This is a genomic window from Pseudomonas sp. VS40 (assembly GCF_018587885.1).
GTDB classification, from domain to species: domain Bacteria; phylum Pseudomonadota; class Gammaproteobacteria; order Pseudomonadales; family Pseudomonadaceae; genus Aquipseudomonas; species Aquipseudomonas pergaminensis.
Window position 1 is genome coordinate 1 of record NZ_JAGYWD010000007.1, and the last position, 19,023, is coordinate 19,023.

The following is a 19,023-nucleotide window of genomic DNA, read 5'->3' on the forward strand; positions in this document are numbered from 1 at the left end:
CATCAACAACTTCCTGCACCAGATCCGCAACGACGGCACCTACGATCGCATCCATGACAAGTGGTTCAAGAGCTCCGAGTGGCTCAAGGACATGGAATAAGGCTGGTTTGTAGTGAGCGGGCTTGCCCCGCGCTGGGTGGCGAAGCCGCCCCAAATCCATACACCTCGGTCTTTCTGAAACACCGCGGCGTCTGGTCTTAGGGCGGCTTCGCCACCCAGCGCGGGGCAAGCCCGCTCACTACACAAAGGCGCGCTTGCCTTAGACTTTTTTGGATGTTGAGTAATGAAACAGAAAAAAGCCCAATGGCCCTGGCACCTGCTTACCGTGGTCGTGCTGGTCGGCTTGGCCGGCGCCTTGTACTACGCCACCTCGTTGATGTCCTACGAGTGGCGCTGGAACCGCGTACCGCAGTACTTCGCCTACCAGGCTGAAACCTCCCAGCGCGCCGCTGACATTTCCACGGTGGTGGAGTTGGTACGCAAGGGCGATGTGGCCGAGGTGACCCTGCGCAACGACGCCGGCGCCGAGCAAAAGCTGACCGTTGCCGACAACAGCCTGCAAGTGGCGCGCGGCGACGATGTGGCCGAAGGCGATGTTGTCGGTGTGACCCGGCAGTGGGCGTTGGGGCCGTTGATGTGGGGCTTGTGGACCACGCTGTGGCTGTCGGTGGTGTCCGGCATCCTGGGTCTGGCGATCGGCCTGGCGACTGGCTTGTGCCGTTTGTCCAGCAACCCGACATTGCGGGATCTGTCGACGATCTACGTCGAACTGGTGCGCGGAACGCCGCTATTGGTGCAGATCTTCATTTTCTATTTCTTCATCGGCACGGTGCTCAACCTGTCCCGTGAGTTCGCCGGGATCGCCGCGCTGTCGCTGTTTACCGGCGCCTATGTGGCGGAAATCGTCCGCGCGGGTGTGCAGTCCATCACCCGCGGCCAGAACGAAGCCGCGCGTTCTCTGGGCCTGAGTGCCAGCCAGTCGATGCGCCATGTGGTATTGCCGCAGGCGTTCAAGCGTGTGCTGCCGCCGCTGGCCGGGCAATTTATCAGCCTGGTCAAGGACACATCCTTGGTGTCGGTGATCGCGATTACCGAGCTGCTCAAGAGCGGACGCGAAGTGATCACCACCTCGTTCTCGCCGTTTGAAATCCTGTTCTGTGTCGCAGGCCTGTACCTGCTGATCAACCTGCCGCTGTCGAAAATGGCCAGCCGGCTTGAGCGGAGGCTCGCGCAAAGTGATTGAAGTCCGCGATCTGGTAAAAGTCTTCGACACCCGTGGCCATGTGGTCCGTGCGGTCGACAACGTGACCACCCAGGTGGCCAAAGGCGAAGTGCTGGTGGTGATTGGCCCGTCCGGCTCCGGCAAGTCCACTTTCCTGCGCTGCCTCAATGGCCTGGAAGAATTCGACTCGGGTTCGGTGAGCATCGACGGCCTGCAACTGGCTGATCCAAAAACCGACGTGAACGCCTATCGCCGCGAAGTCGGTATGGTGTTCCAGCATTTCAACCTGTTCCCCCACATGACCGTGCTGGAAAACCTGTGCCTGGCGCAAAAAGTCGTGCGCAAGCGCGGCAAGAAGGAGCGTGAAGCCAAGGCGCTGGCGTTGCTGGAAAAGGTCGGCATTGCGCAGAAGGCCAACGAATTCCCCTCACGCTTGTCCGGTGGCCAGCAGCAACGGGTGGCGATTGCCCGTGCCCTGGCGATGGAACCCAAGGTGATGCTTTTCGATGAACCCACCTCGGCACTGGACCCGGAAATGGTCGGCGAAGTGCTGGATGTGATGAAGACCCTGGCCCTGGAAGGCATGACCATGGTCTGCGTCACCCACGAAATGGGCTTTGCCCGCGAAGTGGCGGACCGGGTGTTGTTCTTCGATCACGGCAAATTGCTTGAAGATGCCGCCCCGGCCGAGTTTTTTGATGCGCCGAAAGACCCACGGGCTCAAGCGTTCCTGCGCCAGGTCCTCTAGGTTCGCGTTCGCTCACCACAGTGACAGGCGCGACACTGGACTCAAAGCCTGAATTTGCTAACCAGCGTCTGCAAATCCAGGCTTAGTTTGGTCAGTTGAACACTCGCCGTCGCCGTTTCCTCGCTGGCAGCGGCTGTCTGCTCCGATACATCCCGCACCTTTAACACACTGCGATTGATCTCTTCGGCCACCGCGCTTTGTTCCTCTGCGGCCGCGGCGATCTGCGGGTTCATTTCCTGGATGACAGAGACCGTGCGGGCAATTGCGGCCAGTGCATCCCCTGCGTCACGGGTCAGTTCGACACTGTAGTCGGTCAAGGTGCGACTGCTGTCCATGATGTCGGCGACCTGTTGGGTGCCGGTGTGCAGTCCCTGGATCAGCCCTTCGATTTCTTCGGCCGATTCCTGGGTGCGCTGTGCCAGGCTGCGGACTTCATCGGCGACCACCGCAAAGCCTTCGCCGGCAGTGCCCGCGCGGGCGGCTTCAATGGCGGCGTTCAGCGCCAGCAGGTTGGTCTGTTGGGACACCGATTTGATCACGTCCAATACGCTGCCGATCTTCTGGCTTTCTTGCTGCAATGCCAGCATCGCACGACCCGAGAGGGCCATCTCCTCCGCCAACTGGCCAATTTGCTCAACGGCCTGTGTCACCACTTTGTCACCGGCGCTGGCTTGTAGATCGGCTTCATTCGCCGCGATAGACGCTTGCTCGGCATGCCGGGCGACCTCCTGGGCGGTTGCGAGCATTTCGTTCATGGCGGTCGCCACCTGGTCGGTTTCGTCTTTCTGGTTATTGATGCCAGTGCGGGTCTGCGCAGTGACGGCCGACAACTGCGTGGCGGCACTGGCGATCTGGCGGGCGCTGTCGCCGATGCCGCTGATCAGGCTGCGCAGGTTGCGGGTCATGTCACTGATGGTTTGCTGCAGTTGACCCAACTCATCGCGGCGCTTCACTTGGATATCGTGGCTGAGATCACCTTGCGCGATGCGGTTGGCGCAAACGAGTACCTGGCGTAGTGGCACGGCAATCTGGCGGGCGATCCACCAGGCCGCCAGGGTGCCGAGCAGCAGGGCAGCAACCGTGACGCTGATGAGCAGGGTTCGCGTGTGCTCCGCTTCCCTGTCGCGCACGAGGGTCTGGGCCCGGCTGACCGCGTCGTTCTGGTCGAGCAACTGGTTGAGCTGCTGTTCAAACTGATTCTGCGCAGTTTCGGTGGTGACTTGAGCGTCCTTGAGTGCCAGCAACTGCTCGCGATAGTTCGCCAGGTCGGCTTTAAGCAGCGTGGAGTCGGCCGGCAGGTCAGTTACGGCGGCCTGGGCGACGTCGAGGGCATTGAGGGCGTTGCTGACGGCTTCGGCGTAGGCTTGCAGCGACTCGGCCGCCCAGGCGGGGCTTTGGGCGCGATCCTCGGCTTGCTCCATGACTTGGCGCAGGTTTTCGATGGCATTCAACGCTTGCTGGTCCTGTTGATCAGGTAACTCGCTGGCCAGTTGTGTGAGGGTGTCACTGGCCTGGAGCGCGGTCGCATGCAGGGGCGGCCGGATGTTTTCGCGCCGTTCGATCAACGGTGGCAGTTCCACCAGTGCGGTCTTGAAGCGCGTCACCAGGCCTTGCGCTTCCTGGATACGCTGCAGGTCGACCGGGTTCTTCAAGTGCTTCGCCAGGTAGCCCAGGTGTTGATCGATGTGGGCAATCTGCTGCGCCATTTTGCCCAGGCTGGCGGTGTCCGCCAGCGTTCGGTAAACGATACGGTCCGCGCGCATGGCTTCAGCGATGATGGCCACCTTGCTTAAGGCTGTCAGGTTGCTTGAACGGAACAACACCGCATTCAAGGCCTGCCAACCGGTCATGGCGATGACGAAGCTGAGGATCAGCACCTGGCCAAACCCCACGGAGAGCTTGAGGCGGATGCTGGCATTGACCAGCAGGCGGGTCAGCCGAGAGAACATGGTGAACCTCCGAATCTGAAAAAGCGTTTCGCAAACGCTAATTCGATTCGGAGTCATGCTGGGCTGATAACTACGTAGGAAATTTCACAAGCTATACGTTAGATGCGGAAACGCCCTACCAGCGTTTGTAGGTAAATACCCAGGCGTGCCAACTCGGCGCTGGACGCCGCGGTCTCTTCACTGGCCGAAGAGGTTTGTTCCGACACATCACGCACATTCAGCACGCTGCGATTGATCTCTTCGGCCACTGCGCTTTGCTGCTCGGCGGCGGTGGCGATCTGCGAGTTCATTGCCTGGATGGTCGAGACTGTGCGGGTGATGCTCGCCAAGGCGCTGCCGGCACGGCGCGTCAGCTCGACGCTGCTGTCGGTCAGGCCACGGCTGTTATCCATGATGGTCGCGACCTGCTGCGTGCCGTTTTGCAGGCCGACGATCAGCTCCTCGATCTCTTCGGTGGACTTCTGCGTGCGCTGGGCCAGGCTGCGCACTTCGTCGGCCACCACCGCGAAGCCCCGCCCGGCTTCCCCTGCGCGTGCGGCTTCAATGGCGGCGTTGAGGGCCAGCAGGTTGGTTTGCTGCGCAACGGACTTGATCACGTCGAGCACGCTGCCGATCTTGTCGCTTTCGCGCTTCAGATCACCCATGGCGACGGTGGAGTTGCCCACTTCGGTGGCCAGGCGTTCGATCTGGGCGATGGCTTCACCGACCACTTTGTCGCCCTCACGGGCTTGTTGGTCAGCGGCCACGGCAGCCTCGGAGGCTTCCTCGGCGTTGCGTGCCACTTCCTGCACGGTGGCGGCCATTTCATTCATCGCGGTTGCTACCTGGTCAGTCTCGACCTTCTGGCTGTTGACCCCGGCGCTGGTCTGTTCGGTCACGGCCGAGAGTTGCTCGGCGGCGCTGGCGATCTGGGTGACGCCGTCGCTGATCCCCCCGATCAGCTCACGCAGGCCGACGGTCATGCTCTGCATGGCGCGTTGCAGTTGGCCCAGTTCATCCTGGCGCACGGAGGTCAGGTTGTGGCTCAGGTCGCCCGAGGCCACGCGTTCAGCCACTTGGAGCGTCTGGTTCAGCGGGATGATGATCTGGCGGGTGATGGCCCAGGCGGCGACCAGGCCGAAGACCAGCGCCAATGCCGTGGCCAGCAGCAGGAAGTTCTTGGCCAGTGCAGCGTCGGTGTCGCGCACCACGGTTTGCGAGGCGGTGAGTTTTTCACTGTGGCCGAGCAAGATATCGCCCTGCGCGGTCATGATTTTCAACGCAGCTGCGCTGGCAACTTGGGAGTCGCGGTACTGGCTGACCGCCGCGCGATAGGCCTGCAACGACACGCTGGCCTCTTGCAGGTTGGCCTGGTACTGCGCTGGCAGTTGCCCTTCGAGCTCGGTGATTTTCTTCAGGGCATTGTCGATGGCATCCAGGGCTGGTTGCTCGGCTTCGACTTTGCCGCTGTAGGTGTAGCCGCGTACCTGGAAGCGCGATTGCTGGATCAGCTTGCTCAGGTCGACCACGCTATTGAACTGGGTGACGCTGTCGCCTTGCAGCAGGGACTTCTCGACTTCATTGATCTTGGCCACGGCATTGTCGGCGGTGTCGCCGAGCTTGCTGCGTGCACCTTCGCGTTTGAGTCCGGCCTGGACCATGGCGCCGAAGGCCTTTTTGTATTGATTCAAGGCGTCCTGTTGTTGTTCCACCAGGGCCTTGTCGGCGGGCTGCTCAATCAGCTCTGCGGCTTTTTTCAGGCCACTGTCCAATTGCGTGAGCAGGCCGTTGACCGCATCGGTGCCTTGTTCGCCGCGCCGCATTTCGAAGTCCAGGCGCGCAAGGCGCAGGTCTTTGGTCAGTCCGTTGAGGCTGGAGATAAAGCCCAGCTTGTCACCCCGACTGATCACATCGCCCAGGCCGGTCCAGCCGGTGAGGGTGATCATTAATGTCAGCAGCAACACCAGGCCGAAGCCCACGCCGAGTTTGGTTTTGACGCTGATATTCCCCAGCTTTTCGGCTAACCAACGATACATGCTGCGAACTCCCCTGGAACAAGGCTTGGACTTATTCAAAGGTTATCGGCAGGTTGGAAACATTCTGTAGCAGCCGGCTTGCCTGCGAAGGCGGCCCGACAGACGACCACAATCTAACTGTCGCCCCGCGATCCAAAAATGTGGGAGCTGGCTTGCCTGCGAAAGCGGCCTGACAGCCGACCACAATCTAACTGTCCCCCCACGATCCAAACATGTGGGAGCTGGCTTGCCTGCGAAAGCGGCCTGACAGCCGACCACAATCTAACTGTCCCCCCACGATCCAAAAATGTGGGAGCCGGCTTGCCTGCGAAGGCGGCCCGACAAACGACCACAATCTAACTGTCCCCCCACGATCCAAAAATGTGGGAGCTGGCTTGCCTGCGAAAGCGGCCTGACAGCCGACCACAATCTAACTGTCGCCCCGCGATCCAAAAATGTGGGAGCTGGCTTGCCTGCGAAAGCGGCCTGACAGCCGACCTGGATGTTGGATCTTACCGGGTACATATCCGTTACTTGGGTAACGGCTGCTATGGGTTCCGCCCTTACGGCGGCTCACTTTTGAAAAGCGCAAAAGTAAGCAAAACGCTCTTGCCCCAACACTCGGCACCTCGCCTAGGCTCGGTGTGCCCAAAATCCGCCAGGTATTTGGGGGGCCGCCGCCACGCGCCATCCATGGCGCGGGGCGGCTAAACCGGCATCCCTGCCGGTTTACCCCCCAAATCCCTGTCGAATTCCGGCCAGCGTGTTTGACGGGGCGCCTAGGATCAAGATCAAAAGCTAGATCAAGAGCGGCTCGCTTCGCATCGTGGTTAGGGTTGGTTGGTGCAACGCTTTGTTGATACCGATGCTTGTCGCCGGTATGCCGGCTCCTGCAAGGGAGGTGGTGTCAGAAGAGGCGGGCGAGCAGGGCGGTGACGGCGGTTTCGACGCGCAGGATGCGGGCGCCCAGTTGCACGGGTTGTAATCCGGCTTTGGCCAGCAGGTCGACTTCGTAGGGGATCCAGCCGCCTTCCGGGCCGATTGCCAGTGTCACTGGCTCATCCAGCCCACGCGGGCACGCGGGGTAATCGCCTGGGTGGCCGATCAGGCCCAAGGTGCCTTCGGTCATGGCTGGCAGGCGGTCTTCGACGAACGGTTTGAAGCGTTTTTCGATGACGATTTCGGGCAGCACTGTGTCCCGTGCCTGTTCCAGGCCGAGGATCAGTTGCTCGCGAATCGCCTCGGGCTCCAGGAATGGGGTTTGCCAGAAGCTTTTCTCGACCCGATAACTGTTGACCAGCACCACCTTGGGCACGCCCATGGCGGCCACGGTTTGCAGTACCCGGCGCAGCATTTTCGGGCGTGGCAGGGCCAGCAGCAGGGTCAGCGGCAATTTGGTGGGGGGAGGTTGGTCGAAGCTGACTTGCAGTTCGGCTTCGCGGGTTTCCAGGCGCACCAGTTGCGCATTGCCCATCAGCCCGCCGATACGGCCGACGCGCAGGCTGTCGCCGACGGCGGCGCGGTGGACTTCCTGCATGTGCACCAGGCGCCGATCACGCAGCACCACACGGTCGGCCGCGATAAAGTCGGCCTCTTCGAGCAGCAGCAGGTTCACGGCTGGGTCGCTGGCGGCTGGTCGTCGTCGCGCTGGTCATCCGGGTGTTCGCCGCGCTTGCTGATCAAGCCGCTGAACAGGATGCCGATCTCGAACAGCATCCACATCGGCACGGCCAGCAGGGTCTGGGAGAAGATGTCCGGTGGCGTGAGGATCATGCCGACCACAAAGCAGCCGATGATCACGTACGGGCGGATCTTCTTCAGGTACTTAACGTCGACCACGCCGATCCATACCAGCAGCACCACGGCCACGGGGATTTCGAAGGCCACGCCAAAGGCGAAGAACAGCGTCATCACGAAGTCGAGGTAGCTGGTGATGTCGGTCATCATTTCCACGCCAGCCGGGGTGGCGGCGGCGAAGAACTTGAAGATCAGCGGGAACACCAGGAAATACGCGAACGCCATGCCGGTGTAGAACAGCAGGATGCTCGACACCAGCAACGGCACGGCGATGCGCTTCTCATGCTTGTACAGGCCCGGTGCGATAAAGCCCCAGATCTGGTGCAGGATCACCGGGATCGCCAGGAACAGCGAGACCATCATGGTCAGCTTCAGCGGCGTGAGGAACGGCGATGACACATCGGTGGCGATCATCGTCGCACCGGCCGGCAGGTACTGGCGCAGCGGCGTGGAGACGAAGGTGTAGATCTGCTGGGTAAAAGCGAACAACCCGGCAAAGATGATGAAGATGGCCGCTACGCAACGCAGCAGGCGGGTTCGCAGCTCGGTGAGGTGCGAGACCAGCGGCATATGCTGGTCGTTTTCCGGTTTATCAGCGCTCATGGGGCTCGCGGCGGCAATGTAGGGTCATGGGGCGCGGGCGACGCAACAGGCGTCGGCGCAGGCTCGGTTGGCGCGGTCGGTGCCACGGGGGCGGCTTCAGTCGCAGGCGCGATGCTGTTTTCGGCCACAGGCTCCACCGGCTTGGCGGGCTCCTGCACAGGCGACAGAATCTTCCGTGCTTCCTGCTCCAACGAGAGGATGTGTTCGTTGTGCAGTTGCCGGCGGATCTCGTCGGCACCGATTTCCCGTTCAACTTCCTGTTTGATGGCGTTGAAACTGCGTTTCAGGCGCCCGATCCACAGGCCGGCCGTGCGTGCGGCACCGGGCAGGCGTTCCGGCCCCAGCACCAGCAGGGCCACGAGGCCGACGAGGAGCAGTTCAGAGAAGCTGATACCAAACATTAGTCAATGCTCACGAGTCTTTGCGGGTCGGCTCTTCGACTTTCTCAGCCTGCACGTCGAAGGTGCGACGCTCGGTGATCGGCTGGGTGGCCTGCGGGTGCACCGGCTGGGCCGGAGGCACAGGGTTGGCAGCTGGGTCGGCAGGTTTTTCGTCATCGTTCATGGCTTTGCGAAAGCCCTTGATCGACTCGCCCACGTCAGTGCCCAGGTTCTTGAGTTTCTTGGTGCCGAACACCAGTACCACCACCACCAGAATGACGATCCAGTGTTTCCAGTCAAAAATGCCCATGCTGCAAATCCTCTAGTCTTAGTTATTCAGGCGGACGGGCGCGAGGCCTTCTCGGCATGCCCGGACAAGCCGAAGCGACGGTCCAGTTCATCCAGCACAGCCTGTGGATGCTGCCCCAGTTGGGCGAGCATGACCAGGCTATGGAACCACAAGTCGGCGGTCTCGTAGATGACATCGCTGCAATCACCGCTGATCTGCGCGTCCTTGGCGGCGATGATGGTCTCGACGGATTCTTCGCCGAGTTTTTCCAGGATCTTGTTCAAGCCCTTGTGGTACAGGCTGGCGACGTAGGAGCTGTCGGCATCTGCGCCTTTGCGGTCTTCCAGCACCTGGGCCACGCGGTTCAGGGTATCGCTCATGTCTAGTGTCCTGCCGAGTAGATGGCGTGCGGGTCTTTGAGCACAGGCTCCACGACTTTCCATTCGCCGTTCTCGAACACGCGATAGAAGCAGCTGTGACGGCCTGTGTGGCAGGCGATGTCGCCGATCTGCTCGACCATGAGGATCACCACGTCGGCGTCGCAGTCGATGCGCATCTCGTGCAGGGTCTGCACGTGCCCGGACTCTTCGCCCTTGCGCCACAGTTTGCCACGCGAGCGTGACCAGTAGATGGCGCGCTGCTCAGTGGCGGTGAGGCTCAGGGCCTCGCGGTTCATCCAGGCCATCATCAATACGCGCCCGGTCTTGTAGTCCTGGGCAATGGCCGGCACCAGGCCGTCACTGTCCCACTTGATCTCGTCCAGCCAGTCTTTCATGTTCGGCTCCGGCAATTTGCGACAGTGTATAACCGGATTGGCTATCGACGCACGATCAGATATACACCCACGGCGACCATGATGCCGGCCGGCCAGTGGCCCAGTTGATTCAGCGGGCCGCCGATGGCCAGCATCACCCCGCCGACCAAGTGCGCAGCACCCAGCAGGCGCAGGAACCAATCATCCTTGCGCTTCTTCCACGGCGGCGCCGGGTCCTTGGCGTGGGGCTGGGACATGCGCTCCAACAGGTCGCGGGTCATGTTGGCCAGGTGCGGCAGTTGTTCCATCTGGCTGTGCAGGTTGCCCAGCACGGTTTTCGGGCTCATCCGCTCGCGCATCCAGCGCTCCAGGAACGGCTGCGCGGTGTTCCACAGGTCGAGGTCCGGGTACAGCTGGCGGCCCAGGCCTTCGATGTTCAGCAAGGTTTTTTGCAGCAGCACCAACTGTGGCTGCACTTCCATATTGAAGCGCCGCGCAGTCTGGAACAGGCGCATCAGCACCTGGCCGAATGAAATATCTTTTAACGGTTTTTCGAAGATCGGCTCGCACACGGTACGGATCGCCGCTTCGAATTCGTTGAGCTTGGTTTCCGCCGGCACCCAGCCCGAATCGATGTGCAATTGCGCCACGCGACGGTAGTCGCGCTTGAAGAAGGCGAACAGGTTGCGGGCCAGGTAGTCCTGGTCTTCCGGGGTCAGGCTGCCGACGATGCCACAGTCGATCGCGATGTACTGCGGGCTCCACGGGTTGACGGTGCTGACGAAGATATTGCCCGGGTGCATGTCGGCGTGGAAGAAACTGTCGCGGAATACCTGGGTGAAGAAGATCTCCACGCCGCGTTCGGCGAGCATCTTCATGTCGGTGCGCTGGTCGGCCAAGGTTGCGAGGTCAGTGACCTGTACGCCGTAGATGCGCTCCATCACCAGCACTTTCGGGCGACACCAGTCCCAATACACTTGCGGCACGTACAGCAGCGGCGAGCCTTCGAAGTTGCGCTTGAGCTGGCTGGCATTCGCCGCTTCGCGCAGCAGATCAAGTTCGTCGTAGATGGTTTTTTCGTAGTCAGCGACCACGTCCACCGGGTGCAGCAGGCGCGCATCGGCAGAGAAGCGCTCGGCAGCGCGGGCGAGGATGAACAGCCACGCCAGGTCCTGGCCGATGATCGGCTTGAGGCCGGGGCGAATCACCTTCACCACCACTTCTTCGCCAGTCTTGAGTTGCGCCGCGTGCACCTGTGCGACCGAGGCCGAGGCCAGAGGGTCGACGTCGAAGCGGCTGAACACGTCGCTGATCTTCTTGCCCAGCTGCTCCTCGATAAGCTTCATCGATTGCTGGGAGTCGAATGGCGGCACACGGTCCTGCAACAGCATCAGCTCGTCGGCGATGTCCTCGGGCAGCAGGTCGCGCCGTGTGGAGAGGATCTGTCCGAACTTGATGAAGATCGGCCCCAGGTCCTGCAGCGCCAGGCGCAGGCGCGCGCCACGGCTCAGCTCCAGCTGTTTGCGCGGGAACCAGCGCCACGGCAGTACATAGCGCACAGCGAGCAGGAACCACGGCAGGGGCAGGGCGAACAGCAGGTCATCAAGGCGGTAGCGGATTACGACGCGCTGGATACGAAACAAACGGCGGACGGCGAGCAGCTTCATGCGTTATCGCTTGGATCAAGGGAACGGCTCAGGCGCTCGAAGCGGGCCTCAAGGCGTTCCAGGTCGATTTTGGCCTTGTCGAGTTCACGAAAGCGCGCTTGCGCTTCCCGTTCTCCGACCAGGGTGCGCGATTCTTCGCTCAGGTATTCGGCAAGGTTCTGGTTGAGGCTGGCGAACCCCTGCTGGTACCAACGCGAGCGGCTGCGCAGGTGCCCGCTGATCAACTGGGTGGCCACCGGGCCGATCCAGCGGGACAGCTCGTATTCCCAGTCCAGTTCCAGGTCTTGCAGCACGGCGGCGAGGTCCATCAGCACCGAACTGTCGCCTTCCAGCTCCACTTCGTCGCTGTGCAGGATGGCGGTCTTGTTGCGGCTCAGAGCCAGGTGCAAAAGGCTCGAAGCCGGCGCACGCAGGGTGCAGTCGGCGTCGGCGGCCCATTGGGTCGCGAGCATCAGGCCTTCATCGCTGGGCAGGATAAACAGTTGCAAGGTGGGGCTGCGGCAGTCGACGGCAATGACTTTGCCGTTGAGGTGCGCCAGCCGCGCCAGGGCGGTGCTGTCCAGGCGCAGCACACGGTTGAGGCCGTGTTCAACGCTGGCGAGAAGACCTTTGAGCAGCATCAGGGCTTGATGCCACGGTGCAGGGCGACGATGCCCGAGGTCATGTTGTGGTAGGTCACGCGGTCGAAACCGGCTTCTACCATCATCGACTTCAGGGTTTCCTGGTCGGGGTGCATGCGGATCGATTCGGCCAGGTAGCGATAGCTCTCGGCGTCATTGGTGATCAGCTTGCCCATCAACGGCATGAAGGCAAAGGAATAGGTGTCGTAGACCTTTGACATCAGTGCATTGGTCGGCTTGGAGAACTCCAGCACCAACAGGCGTCCGCCCGGCTTGAGCACGCGCAGCATCGAGCGGATCGCGTCCTCCTTGTGGGTCACGTTGCGCAGGCCGAAGGCGATGGTCACGCAGTCGAAATGGTTGTCTGGGAACGGCAGCTTTTCAGCGTCGGCCTGGACGAACTCAATATTGCCGGCCACACCCTTGTCGAGCAGGCGGTCACGGCCGACCTTGAGCATCGAACCGTTGATGTCCGCCAAGACTACCTGGCCGGTAGGGCCGACGAGCTTGGAGAACTTGGCTGCCAGGTCGCCCGTACCGCCGGCGATGTCCAGCACGCGGTTGCCGGTGCGAACACCCGACAGCTCGATGGTGAACCGCTTCCACAGGCGGTGCATGCCGCCCGACAGCACATCGTTCATCAGGTCGTACTTGGCCGCTACGGAATGGAACACCTCAGCGACTTTTTCCGCTTTTTGGCTTTCCGGGACGTTCTTGAAGCCGAAGTGAGTGGTGGGTTCGGCATCGCTGCCTTTGCGCTGATCAGTCATATCGCTGTCACCAAAAGAGAATGCGGGACATGATAATCCCCAAGGCCTGCTTTGTCTTGGCAAGGCTGAAGGTAAGATGGGCGGTCATCGAGACCTTTTGCCGCATCGAAGGTATCCAAGTCCCTATAAAGAGGAGTCATTGCAATGGCCCGTATAACCGTTGAGCGTGCACATTCCCTGGGTAAAGAAGGCGCACGGGCAAAGGCCGACAAGTTGGCGCACAAACTCAAGGAACAATATGGCCTGGAGCCGTCGTGGTCCGGCGATACCTTGAACCTCAAGCGTTCGGGGGTTAAAGGCACCGTCGTGGTGGCCGAAGATTCGCTGCGTATAGATGTGGAACTGGGGCTGTTGATGTCGGCCATGAGTGGCACCATCAAGTCCGAAATCGAAAAAGCCCTGGATAAGGCGTTGGCCTGACCGTTGTGTTCTTAGGGTGCCGATTCTAATTTTCCAGCCTACTTTGTGCCCAAGCCCTCAACTCCTGTGGGCCGTTCCTCCCCCCTATTCTGCGTGAGGTGCACCATGGCCAAAGTTATCCTGAAGAAAAAAATCGACGCCCCGACCACTACTCTGAGCGACGTTAAATCCTACGCCCGCAAGATCTGGCTGGCGGGTCTTGGTGCCTACGCCAAGGTTGGAAGCGAGGGCAGCGACTACTTCAAAGAGCTGGTTAAAACTGGTCAACATGTTGAAAGTAAAGGCAAAAAAGTTGCAGTTGAACAACTTGAGGCCGCCAACAGTCAGATTGATCAAGTAAAGAGTAATGTCTCCTCCGTCAAAGGTCTGGTAGAAGTTCAGCTGGATAAAGTTGAAAAAGCTTTTGATACTCGTGTTGCCAGTGCCTTGAATCGAATCGGCATTGCGTCTAAACATGACGTTGAGACACTCTCTGCTAAGCTCGAAGAGCTGACGACATTGCTAGAACGTGTCGCGCGTAAACACTAAGGAGACATCGGGATGGCTGTTAAAAAGACTACTCAGAAAGAAGGCAGCTCGTGGGTCGGGGAAGTTGAAAAATATTCCCGTAAGATCTGGCTTGCTGGTTTAGGCGTGTACTCGAAGGTTAGCAGTGACGGCGGCAAGTACTTCGAGACTTTGGTCAAGGACGGCGAGAAGGCCGAGAAGTTGACCAAAACCACGGTTGGTAAAAAAGTTGAAGCGGCCAAGGCAACTGCCGGTTCCGCCAAGTCGAGCATTTCTGACACCTGGGGCAAGTTGGAAGAAACTTTCGACAAGCGCCTTAACAGTGCCATTTCGCGACTGGGCGTGCCGAGCAAGGCTGAACTGAAGACGCTGCACAGCAAGGTCGATACCCTGACCAAGCAGATCGAAAAACTCACCGGCGCTAAAGTGGCTCCTGCGAAAACGGCTGCGGCCAAACCTGCTGCCAAGCCTGCCGCTAAAACCGCCGCCGCCAAACCTGCTGCCAAAACAGCAGCCAAGCCTCTGGTAAAAGCGGCTGCCAAGCCGGCTTCCAAACCTGCGGCCAAGGCGCCCGCCAAAGCAGCTGCTAAACCAGCCGCCAAAACTGCAGCTGCCAAGCCGGCCGCCAAGACTGCTGCCAAACCCGTCGCGGCTAAAGCGGCTGCCAAGCCTGCTGCTAAACCAGCGGCTAAACCCGCAGCCAAGGCCGCCGCCAAACCGGCTGCCAAGCCAGCGGCTAAAACCGCAGCTGCAAAACCTGCTGCCAAACCGGCCGCTGCGAAACCTGCAGCCAAGCCGGCTGCGGCGAAACCGGCCGCCAAGCCTGCCGCAGCCAAGCCTGCGGCAAAACCAGCCGCAGCCAAGAAACCAGCGGTCGCGAAAAAACCAGCAGCACCCAAGCCTGCTGTTGCGGCCAAGCCGGCGACTCCGGCGCCAACCGCTTCCACAGCCAACTCGGTATCCGCACCGACCCCTGCTGCTGTGACCCCGACTGCAACGCCGGCAAACCCGACGCCATCCAGTCAGTCCTGATTTTTTCCAGGACGCAAAAAAATGCCCGGCCTGTTAAAGGTCGGGCTTTTTTGTGCTCGCAGCGCCGCCGGTCAGGCTGTCGTCAGTTGTAAGTGATGGAAACCGTAATGGCACTGGCCAGGGTGCCCTGGGTCACTGCGCCCGTTTTATAGTAGGCCGCACTGAGCGGTATGGTCGCCTTATTGCCGGTTGTTGTAACCGTGCGGCTGCGCTGAGCGACGGTGCCGTTCGCTGGGATGGCGTATAGGGGTGTTGAACGATGCAGCAGCCAAAGGGCCGTCCCCGCCGAGGTGCCCGTGTTGGAAAATAGTGCCCCGTTTACTACGGACGGTGTTCCCGTGAAGAGGAAAATCACATTGCGGATGTCTGATTCGCAATCGGCAGAGAGCTCGAAGTCCAGCACCCCTGCGCTGGGGCTTGCATCAAAATCCGAGATCTTGATGGGGGGCAGCGAAATAGTGCGGTTCTCGTCACCAGCTGCCAGGTTGCAGGTGCCGGCATTGACCTGGCCGGTAAAGCGCAAAGTGCCTGTTGTCGCAGCGTGGGCTTGCGTGGCGGCGAGGCCGACAGTGGTTGCGAGTAAGAAAGACACGGCTCGTAGGTTCATCAATGACTCCTCAGGGTTTTTAGTTATAGGTGATGTTGACGGTGGCGGTACTGGCGAGCGTGCCTTGGCCGACCGTACCGTTTTTGTGATAGGCCGCGCTGAGCGGTAAGACTGCGCGATTGCCGGAAACGGCAACGTTGCGGATGTTATTGGCATTCGGAGAAATGGTTTGCTGGACCCCGTTGATGCGCGATCCCAACCACAGGGCTACCCCGCTTGCCGTGCCCGTGTTGGCGAAGAGCACGTTGTTCCCGGGCGCAGGGGTGCCGCTGAAACGAAAGGTGACGTTGGTGGCGTTTGTACAGTTAGCGGTCAGTTCGAAGTTCAGCATGCCGGCATAGTCGATGTCTCTGAGGTCGCTGACTTTTATCGGGGTGAGAGGGATCGTGCGGTTGACGTCGCCGGCAGCCAGGTCGCAGGTGGCAGCCGGCCTGACGAAGCGCACCCGGCTACCGAGCTGCAGGCTGAAGCGCTGTGTGACGCCAGCAATTCTCCTGCTCCAGAAGTATCCGCTGGGCACTGTTCCGTCTGTGACTGGCCCGATTTTGTAGAAGCTTGCCTCCGCTGAAGTGAAGCTGGGCACCTTCCCGTACAGCGGTGTGGGGCCTTGGTTGAACAATGAAAAGGCAGCGGGCCCTCCGCCGCCCGCCCATCTCATTGTGATGCGTACGCCAACGCCTGGCGCCTCGGTGGGGTAGGAGCGGGTCACCGGATCTGTTCCCATCGGATATCGCCCGTCGATCCAGCTCGCGATAGACACGGTGCAATTGGCAAAATACTCGGGGGCCGAACCGTTGAATGCCTGGCGATGAATGAGGCTTCCGACGGGTAGGCTGTCGGGCACGGTAATGGTCGCCGGCAAGTTCAGGGTGAAGGTATCGCTCTGGTACCTGTCGCATGGCGCCGCTTGAGCAACGGTCGGCACGCACAGGGCAAGCAGAGGAAAAACTAATTTCATGGCGTATTTCATGGTCATTCCCGTACTCATCAATGGGGCGTCAGCCGTTGCTATTGGGTTGGCAGGTGCCAGCATCCAGATGGCGCAAACGCTGGCGAGCATCACCTTTCGATAGGGCGTCCACGGCGTACATCAGTCGACAAGAAGCAGCGGCCTCAGGCCCCCACTTGACGGTCAGCAGCCCCTGCGCGCGTGCCACGCGCACGAATGCTTTACCGCCCTGCCCGACAATGCCGACACTGGCGCCCTCTTCGTCGAACACATCCGAACCGAAGGGCAGGGGGCTGCCATCCTCCCGCAGCGCAGTCACCAGTAACGCTTGGCCGCTGACGGTCTCGAATTGCAGCTTCACTACGGAGCCTGCACGCGGTGCGACGTTTTGCGCGGCGGTCTTGAGTTCTACGTCGACGGACAGGTCCTTGGGGTCCAACTCCACCGCGTTCTGGCGATACGGCGTGAGGTGGGGCACCACGGCAAAGCCATTCTTGCCGACCTGGGCGCCGTGGTTGCCATTGACCCGCGCACCTTGTGCATCGGGCGCTTGCACGATGCCAATGGTGTCGCCCAGTTCGGGCGCAAAGGTGATGCCATCGGCATGGGCGACGATGCCGCCGGTCACGCCCAGGGACAACGCTCGGTAGGTGTTGCTTTGCCCGAACCCTGCGGAGACCACGCCACTGCTGGCTTGGTACTTCGCATCGGCATTCGTGGCGCTGCCGCCACCCTGAACCCGGCTGGCGCCTACGCCGTAGCTGAGTTCGTTGCGCTCGCCCAGGGTGCCGCCAAGGTTCACGCGTTCACCGCTGCTTTGATTGCCGCGAAAGGCAGTGGTGGTCAGGGTCGGTGAACGTGCGCCGGTGCCGAGCGGCAAACTCAGGGTCAGTTCTATTTGCTTGTCGACCCGTTCACTGAGCAGGTCCTTGGTGCGCTGGGCGCTGAGGGTGTAGTGAAGGCTTTTCCAGCTTCCGGCGTAACCCGTGGTAAAGGTCAGGTTGCCGCTGTTGCGGTTCCAGTAGTTCTGCGAGGAGCCGGTCAGGTACACCGAACCCTTGCCCAGGCTTTGGTTGAGGCTGATATCCATTCGGTCGCGCAGGCGCGACACGTTGTCCACGTTGAGGCCGGCGATGGCGAGGTCGCGTACCCGGGCGGCGTCGGCCACACCCAGGAAGCCTTCCGTGGAGTAGCGGTAGGCACCCAGGGCAAAGTAGGTGCCGGTCTCGGTGAAGTTCTTGCTGTAGCGCAGTTGCAGGCTTTGGCCATCCCGGGTGCTGTGCCCCGGAATGTTGGCTTTGGAGTTGGTCAGGTCCAGCGACAGCGCACCCAGCGAGGTGTTGAATGCCAAGCCCAGCAAGCGCGACTGATAGTCATCGCCGACTACGACACCGCCATAGCCGGTCAACAGGTTGTTCAAGCCGTGCTGATAAGTGCCTTGCATCAGCTTGGGCGGGTGACGCAGGCCGATTTCATCTAGCTGGCCAACACTCACGGAATAACGACTATGGCCTGCACGCAGCAGGTTGGCATTGGCGGCGAACGGCACGATGAACTCACGCTGGCGGCCATCGGCCTCGGTGACGGTCACGGTCAGGTCGCCGCCGTACCCGGTGGGAAACAGGTCGTTGAGCACAAACGGTCCGGGTGCGACCGAGACTTCATCCAATAGCACGCCGCGTTGGCGCACCGTGACCCGGGCATTGGTTTCGGCGATGCCACGGACAACGGGCGCGAAACCGGTCTGGGAATCAGGCAGCATCCGGTCATCACTGAACAGGCTGGCCCCACGCAGGCGCACGCTGTCGAACAGCTCGCCCGAGGTGAAGATCTCCCCCATCATCAGTTGTGATTGCAGTGGGCTCAGCTCACGTTGCACATAGGTGGAACTGCTTTGATAGCCCGACGCGTTATCTGTGCGGCTGAAGCTGCCGCTGTGCCGCCAGTGCCAGTCGCCCAGGTTAAGCCCGGTGTTAAGGCCCAGGTAATGGGAGTTGAGCGTGCGGCCATTGGTACGGGTCGAGAACGTGTTGGCGTTGTAGCGCACGAACGCGGCGTCGACACCGCCGTCCCAATGCTTGGGGTCGACATAACCGCGTGCCTTGCGTGCCAGGTAAATCTGCGGGACTTGCAGCGTCAGGCGGTTTTCACCTGAGTCGAACTGGCTGCTACTGCCCGGCAGGTAGGTGGAAATTTCATGGCAACTGGCAAACTCGGCGGCCGGCGCCTGGCCTGGTTCGAGCGGCTGTTTCTGCGGCGCGTCCAGGTCGATGCCGAACCTGAGCAGTGCGTCACGCTCCAGGCAAAGCTGCGCAGAGTTTTGCCCTTCGACCGCAACGAACGACAGGGTCTCGCGCCCGATCCACTGGCCATTGAGATAGACATCGGTGCGGTAGCTGCCGGGCAACACCACATTGCCCTGGCTGAATTTCGAAATATCCACCTGCTGGCCACCCGCACCGTCCGGGAAAAAGGCGGGGTTGAACTCGACGTTCTCGTCGGCGTAGGCGCCCATGGCAGGTGCGCCGGCCAACAGCAGGCAACGCACTGTACGCGTTAATCGATAACATGCCAGGGGCCAGTGGCGGATGCTGGCGGGCGTGTTCAAACTCATGTTTACCATTCCAAAAAAACCAGGGGAGCCGAATTCGGGCCAGGGGATTCCCTGCCCTTAAAAATGGGCATCAACCGAACGTGTGATTAGGTGAAGAGCGG

Annotated in this window: 19 protein-coding genes and 2 pseudogenes; 6 read left to right on the forward strand and 15 right to left on the reverse strand. The window is 60.8% G+C overall.

Translation table 11 applies throughout. The annotated features are described in order from the left end of the window. The 3 genes and pseudogenes from KHP07_RS20835 to KHP07_RS20845 form a co-directional block, all read left to right on the forward strand. A pseudogene (locus KHP07_RS20835) lies at positions 1-100 on the forward strand (transporter substrate-binding domain-containing protein); the annotation flags it as partial. Positions 101-283: 183 nt separating this feature from the next. Then, entirely contained in the window at positions 284-1,243 is a 960-nt protein-coding gene (locus tag KHP07_RS20840) for an amino acid ABC transporter permease (protein WP_071492396.1), read from the forward strand. After that, positions 1,236-1,970: an amino acid ABC transporter ATP-binding protein gene (locus KHP07_RS20845; protein ID WP_078046481.1), complete on the forward strand. Its 735-nt coding sequence runs from the start codon at positions 1,236-1,238 to the stop codon at positions 1,968-1,970. Before KHP07_RS20840 ends, KHP07_RS20845 begins: the two co-directional genes overlap by 8 nt. Before the next feature lie 41 nt (positions 1,971-2,011). Here KHP07_RS20845 and KHP07_RS20850 read toward each other — a convergent pair whose 3' ends face one another. The 12 genes and pseudogenes from KHP07_RS20850 to ubiE all read right to left on the reverse strand — a co-directional run bounded on the left by KHP07_RS20850 (position 2,012) and on the right by ubiE (position 12,793). Further along, the gene (locus KHP07_RS20850) at positions 2,012-3,919 is read right to left on the reverse strand and encodes a methyl-accepting chemotaxis protein (protein ID WP_214497957.1); all 1,908 of its coding nucleotides are present in this window, start codon (positions 3,917-3,919) and stop codon (positions 2,012-2,014) included. A gap of 98 nt (positions 3,920-4,017) precedes the next feature. Next, positions 4,018-4,890 carry a methyl-accepting chemotaxis protein gene (locus KHP07_RS29965; protein WP_392396927.1) on the reverse strand — a complete coding sequence of 291 codons (873 nt, stop codon included), beginning with the start codon at positions 4,888-4,890 and terminating at the stop codon, positions 4,018-4,020. After that, positions 4,876-5,934, reverse strand: a pseudogene (locus KHP07_RS29970) (methyl-accepting chemotaxis protein); the annotation flags it as partial. The pseudogene KHP07_RS29970 and the gene KHP07_RS29965, both read right to left, overlap by 15 nt. Before the next feature lie 886 nt (positions 5,935-6,820). Further along, positions 6,821-7,528: a 16S rRNA (uracil(1498)-N(3))-methyltransferase gene (locus tag KHP07_RS20860; protein ID WP_078046484.1), complete on the reverse strand. Its 708-nt coding sequence runs from the start codon at positions 7,526-7,528 to the stop codon at positions 6,821-6,823. Next, positions 7,525-8,313: a twin-arginine translocase subunit TatC gene (tatC, locus tag KHP07_RS20865; protein ID WP_025858678.1), complete on the reverse strand. Its 789-nt coding sequence runs from the start codon at positions 8,311-8,313 to the stop codon at positions 7,525-7,527. Before tatC ends, KHP07_RS20860 begins: the two co-directional genes overlap by 4 nt. Next, positions 8,310-8,714: a Sec-independent protein translocase protein TatB gene (tatB, locus tag KHP07_RS20870; RefSeq protein WP_078046485.1), complete on the reverse strand. Its 405-nt coding sequence runs from the start codon at positions 8,712-8,714 to the stop codon at positions 8,310-8,312. Before tatB ends, tatC begins: the two co-directional genes overlap by 4 nt. 10 nt (positions 8,715-8,724) lie before the next feature. Further along, positions 8,725-9,003: a twin-arginine translocase TatA/TatE family subunit gene (locus KHP07_RS20875; protein ID WP_003171180.1), complete on the reverse strand. Its 279-nt coding sequence runs from the start codon at positions 9,001-9,003 to the stop codon at positions 8,725-8,727. A 26-nt stretch (positions 9,004-9,029) separates the two neighbouring features. Next, positions 9,030-9,362, reverse strand: a complete 333-nt coding sequence (locus KHP07_RS20880) for a phosphoribosyl-ATP diphosphatase (protein WP_003209299.1) — start codon at positions 9,360-9,362, stop codon at positions 9,030-9,032. Between the two features lie 2 nt (positions 9,363-9,364). Next, positions 9,365-9,757, reverse strand: a complete 393-nt coding sequence (gene hisI, locus KHP07_RS20885; protein WP_058423690.1) for a phosphoribosyl-AMP cyclohydrolase — start codon at positions 9,755-9,757, stop codon at positions 9,365-9,367. Positions 9,758-9,798: 41 nt separating this feature from the next. Beyond that, a complete protein-coding gene (gene ubiB / locus KHP07_RS20890) occupies positions 9,799-11,403 on the reverse strand; it encodes a ubiquinone biosynthesis regulatory protein kinase UbiB (RefSeq protein ID WP_078046486.1) in 1,605 nt (534 codons plus the stop codon). Next, positions 11,400-12,023, reverse strand: a complete 624-nt coding sequence (locus KHP07_RS20895) for a ubiquinone biosynthesis accessory factor UbiJ (protein ID WP_078046487.1) — start codon at positions 12,021-12,023, stop codon at positions 11,400-11,402. Before KHP07_RS20895 ends, ubiB begins: the two co-directional genes overlap by 4 nt. After that, the gene (gene ubiE, locus KHP07_RS20900) at positions 12,023-12,793 is read right to left on the reverse strand and encodes a bifunctional demethylmenaquinone methyltransferase/2-methoxy-6-polyprenyl-1,4-benzoquinol methylase UbiE (protein WP_003171186.1); all 771 of its coding nucleotides are present in this window, start codon (positions 12,791-12,793) and stop codon (positions 12,023-12,025) included. Before ubiE ends, KHP07_RS20895 begins: the two co-directional genes overlap by 1 nt. Before the next feature lie 144 nt (positions 12,794-12,937). Here ubiE and KHP07_RS20905 point away from each other — a divergent pair, with 144 nt between their 5' ends. The 3 genes from KHP07_RS20905 to KHP07_RS20915 all read left to right on the forward strand — a co-directional run bounded on the left by KHP07_RS20905 (position 12,938) and on the right by KHP07_RS20915 (position 14,752). Beyond that, the gene (locus tag KHP07_RS20905) at positions 12,938-13,213 is read left to right on the forward strand and encodes a polyhydroxyalkanoic acid system family protein (protein ID WP_078046488.1); all 276 of its coding nucleotides are present in this window, start codon (positions 12,938-12,940) and stop codon (positions 13,211-13,213) included. Between the two features lie 105 nt (positions 13,214-13,318). Further along, on the forward strand, positions 13,319-13,741 hold the full coding sequence (locus KHP07_RS20910; protein ID WP_078046489.1) for a phasin family protein: 423 nt from the start codon (positions 13,319-13,321) through the stop codon (positions 13,739-13,741). Between the two features lie 12 nt (positions 13,742-13,753). Further along, positions 13,754-14,752 (forward strand): phasin family protein, encoded by a 999-nt coding sequence (locus tag KHP07_RS20915; protein ID WP_099492910.1) that lies wholly within the window; start codon positions 13,754-13,756, stop codon positions 14,750-14,752. Positions 14,753-14,834: 82 nt separating this feature from the next. On the opposite strand, the gene KHP07_RS20920 is transcribed toward KHP07_RS20915, so the two are convergent. The 3 genes from KHP07_RS20920 to KHP07_RS20930 are packed head-to-tail and all read right to left on the reverse strand — an operon-like array spanning position 14,835 to position 18,922. Next, the gene (locus tag KHP07_RS20920) at positions 14,835-15,359 is read right to left on the reverse strand and encodes a fimbrial protein (protein ID WP_078046491.1); all 525 of its coding nucleotides are present in this window, start codon (positions 15,357-15,359) and stop codon (positions 14,835-14,837) included. A 19-nt stretch (positions 15,360-15,378) separates the two neighbouring features. Then, a complete protein-coding gene (locus KHP07_RS20925; RefSeq protein WP_078050858.1) occupies positions 15,379-16,329 on the reverse strand; it encodes a fimbrial protein in 951 nt (316 codons plus the stop codon). A 28-nt stretch (positions 16,330-16,357) separates the two neighbouring features. Further along, positions 16,358-18,922, reverse strand: a complete 2,565-nt coding sequence (locus KHP07_RS20930; protein WP_214497959.1) for a fimbria/pilus outer membrane usher protein — start codon at positions 18,920-18,922, stop codon at positions 16,358-16,360. Positions 18,923-19,023 lie beyond the last annotated feature (101 nt).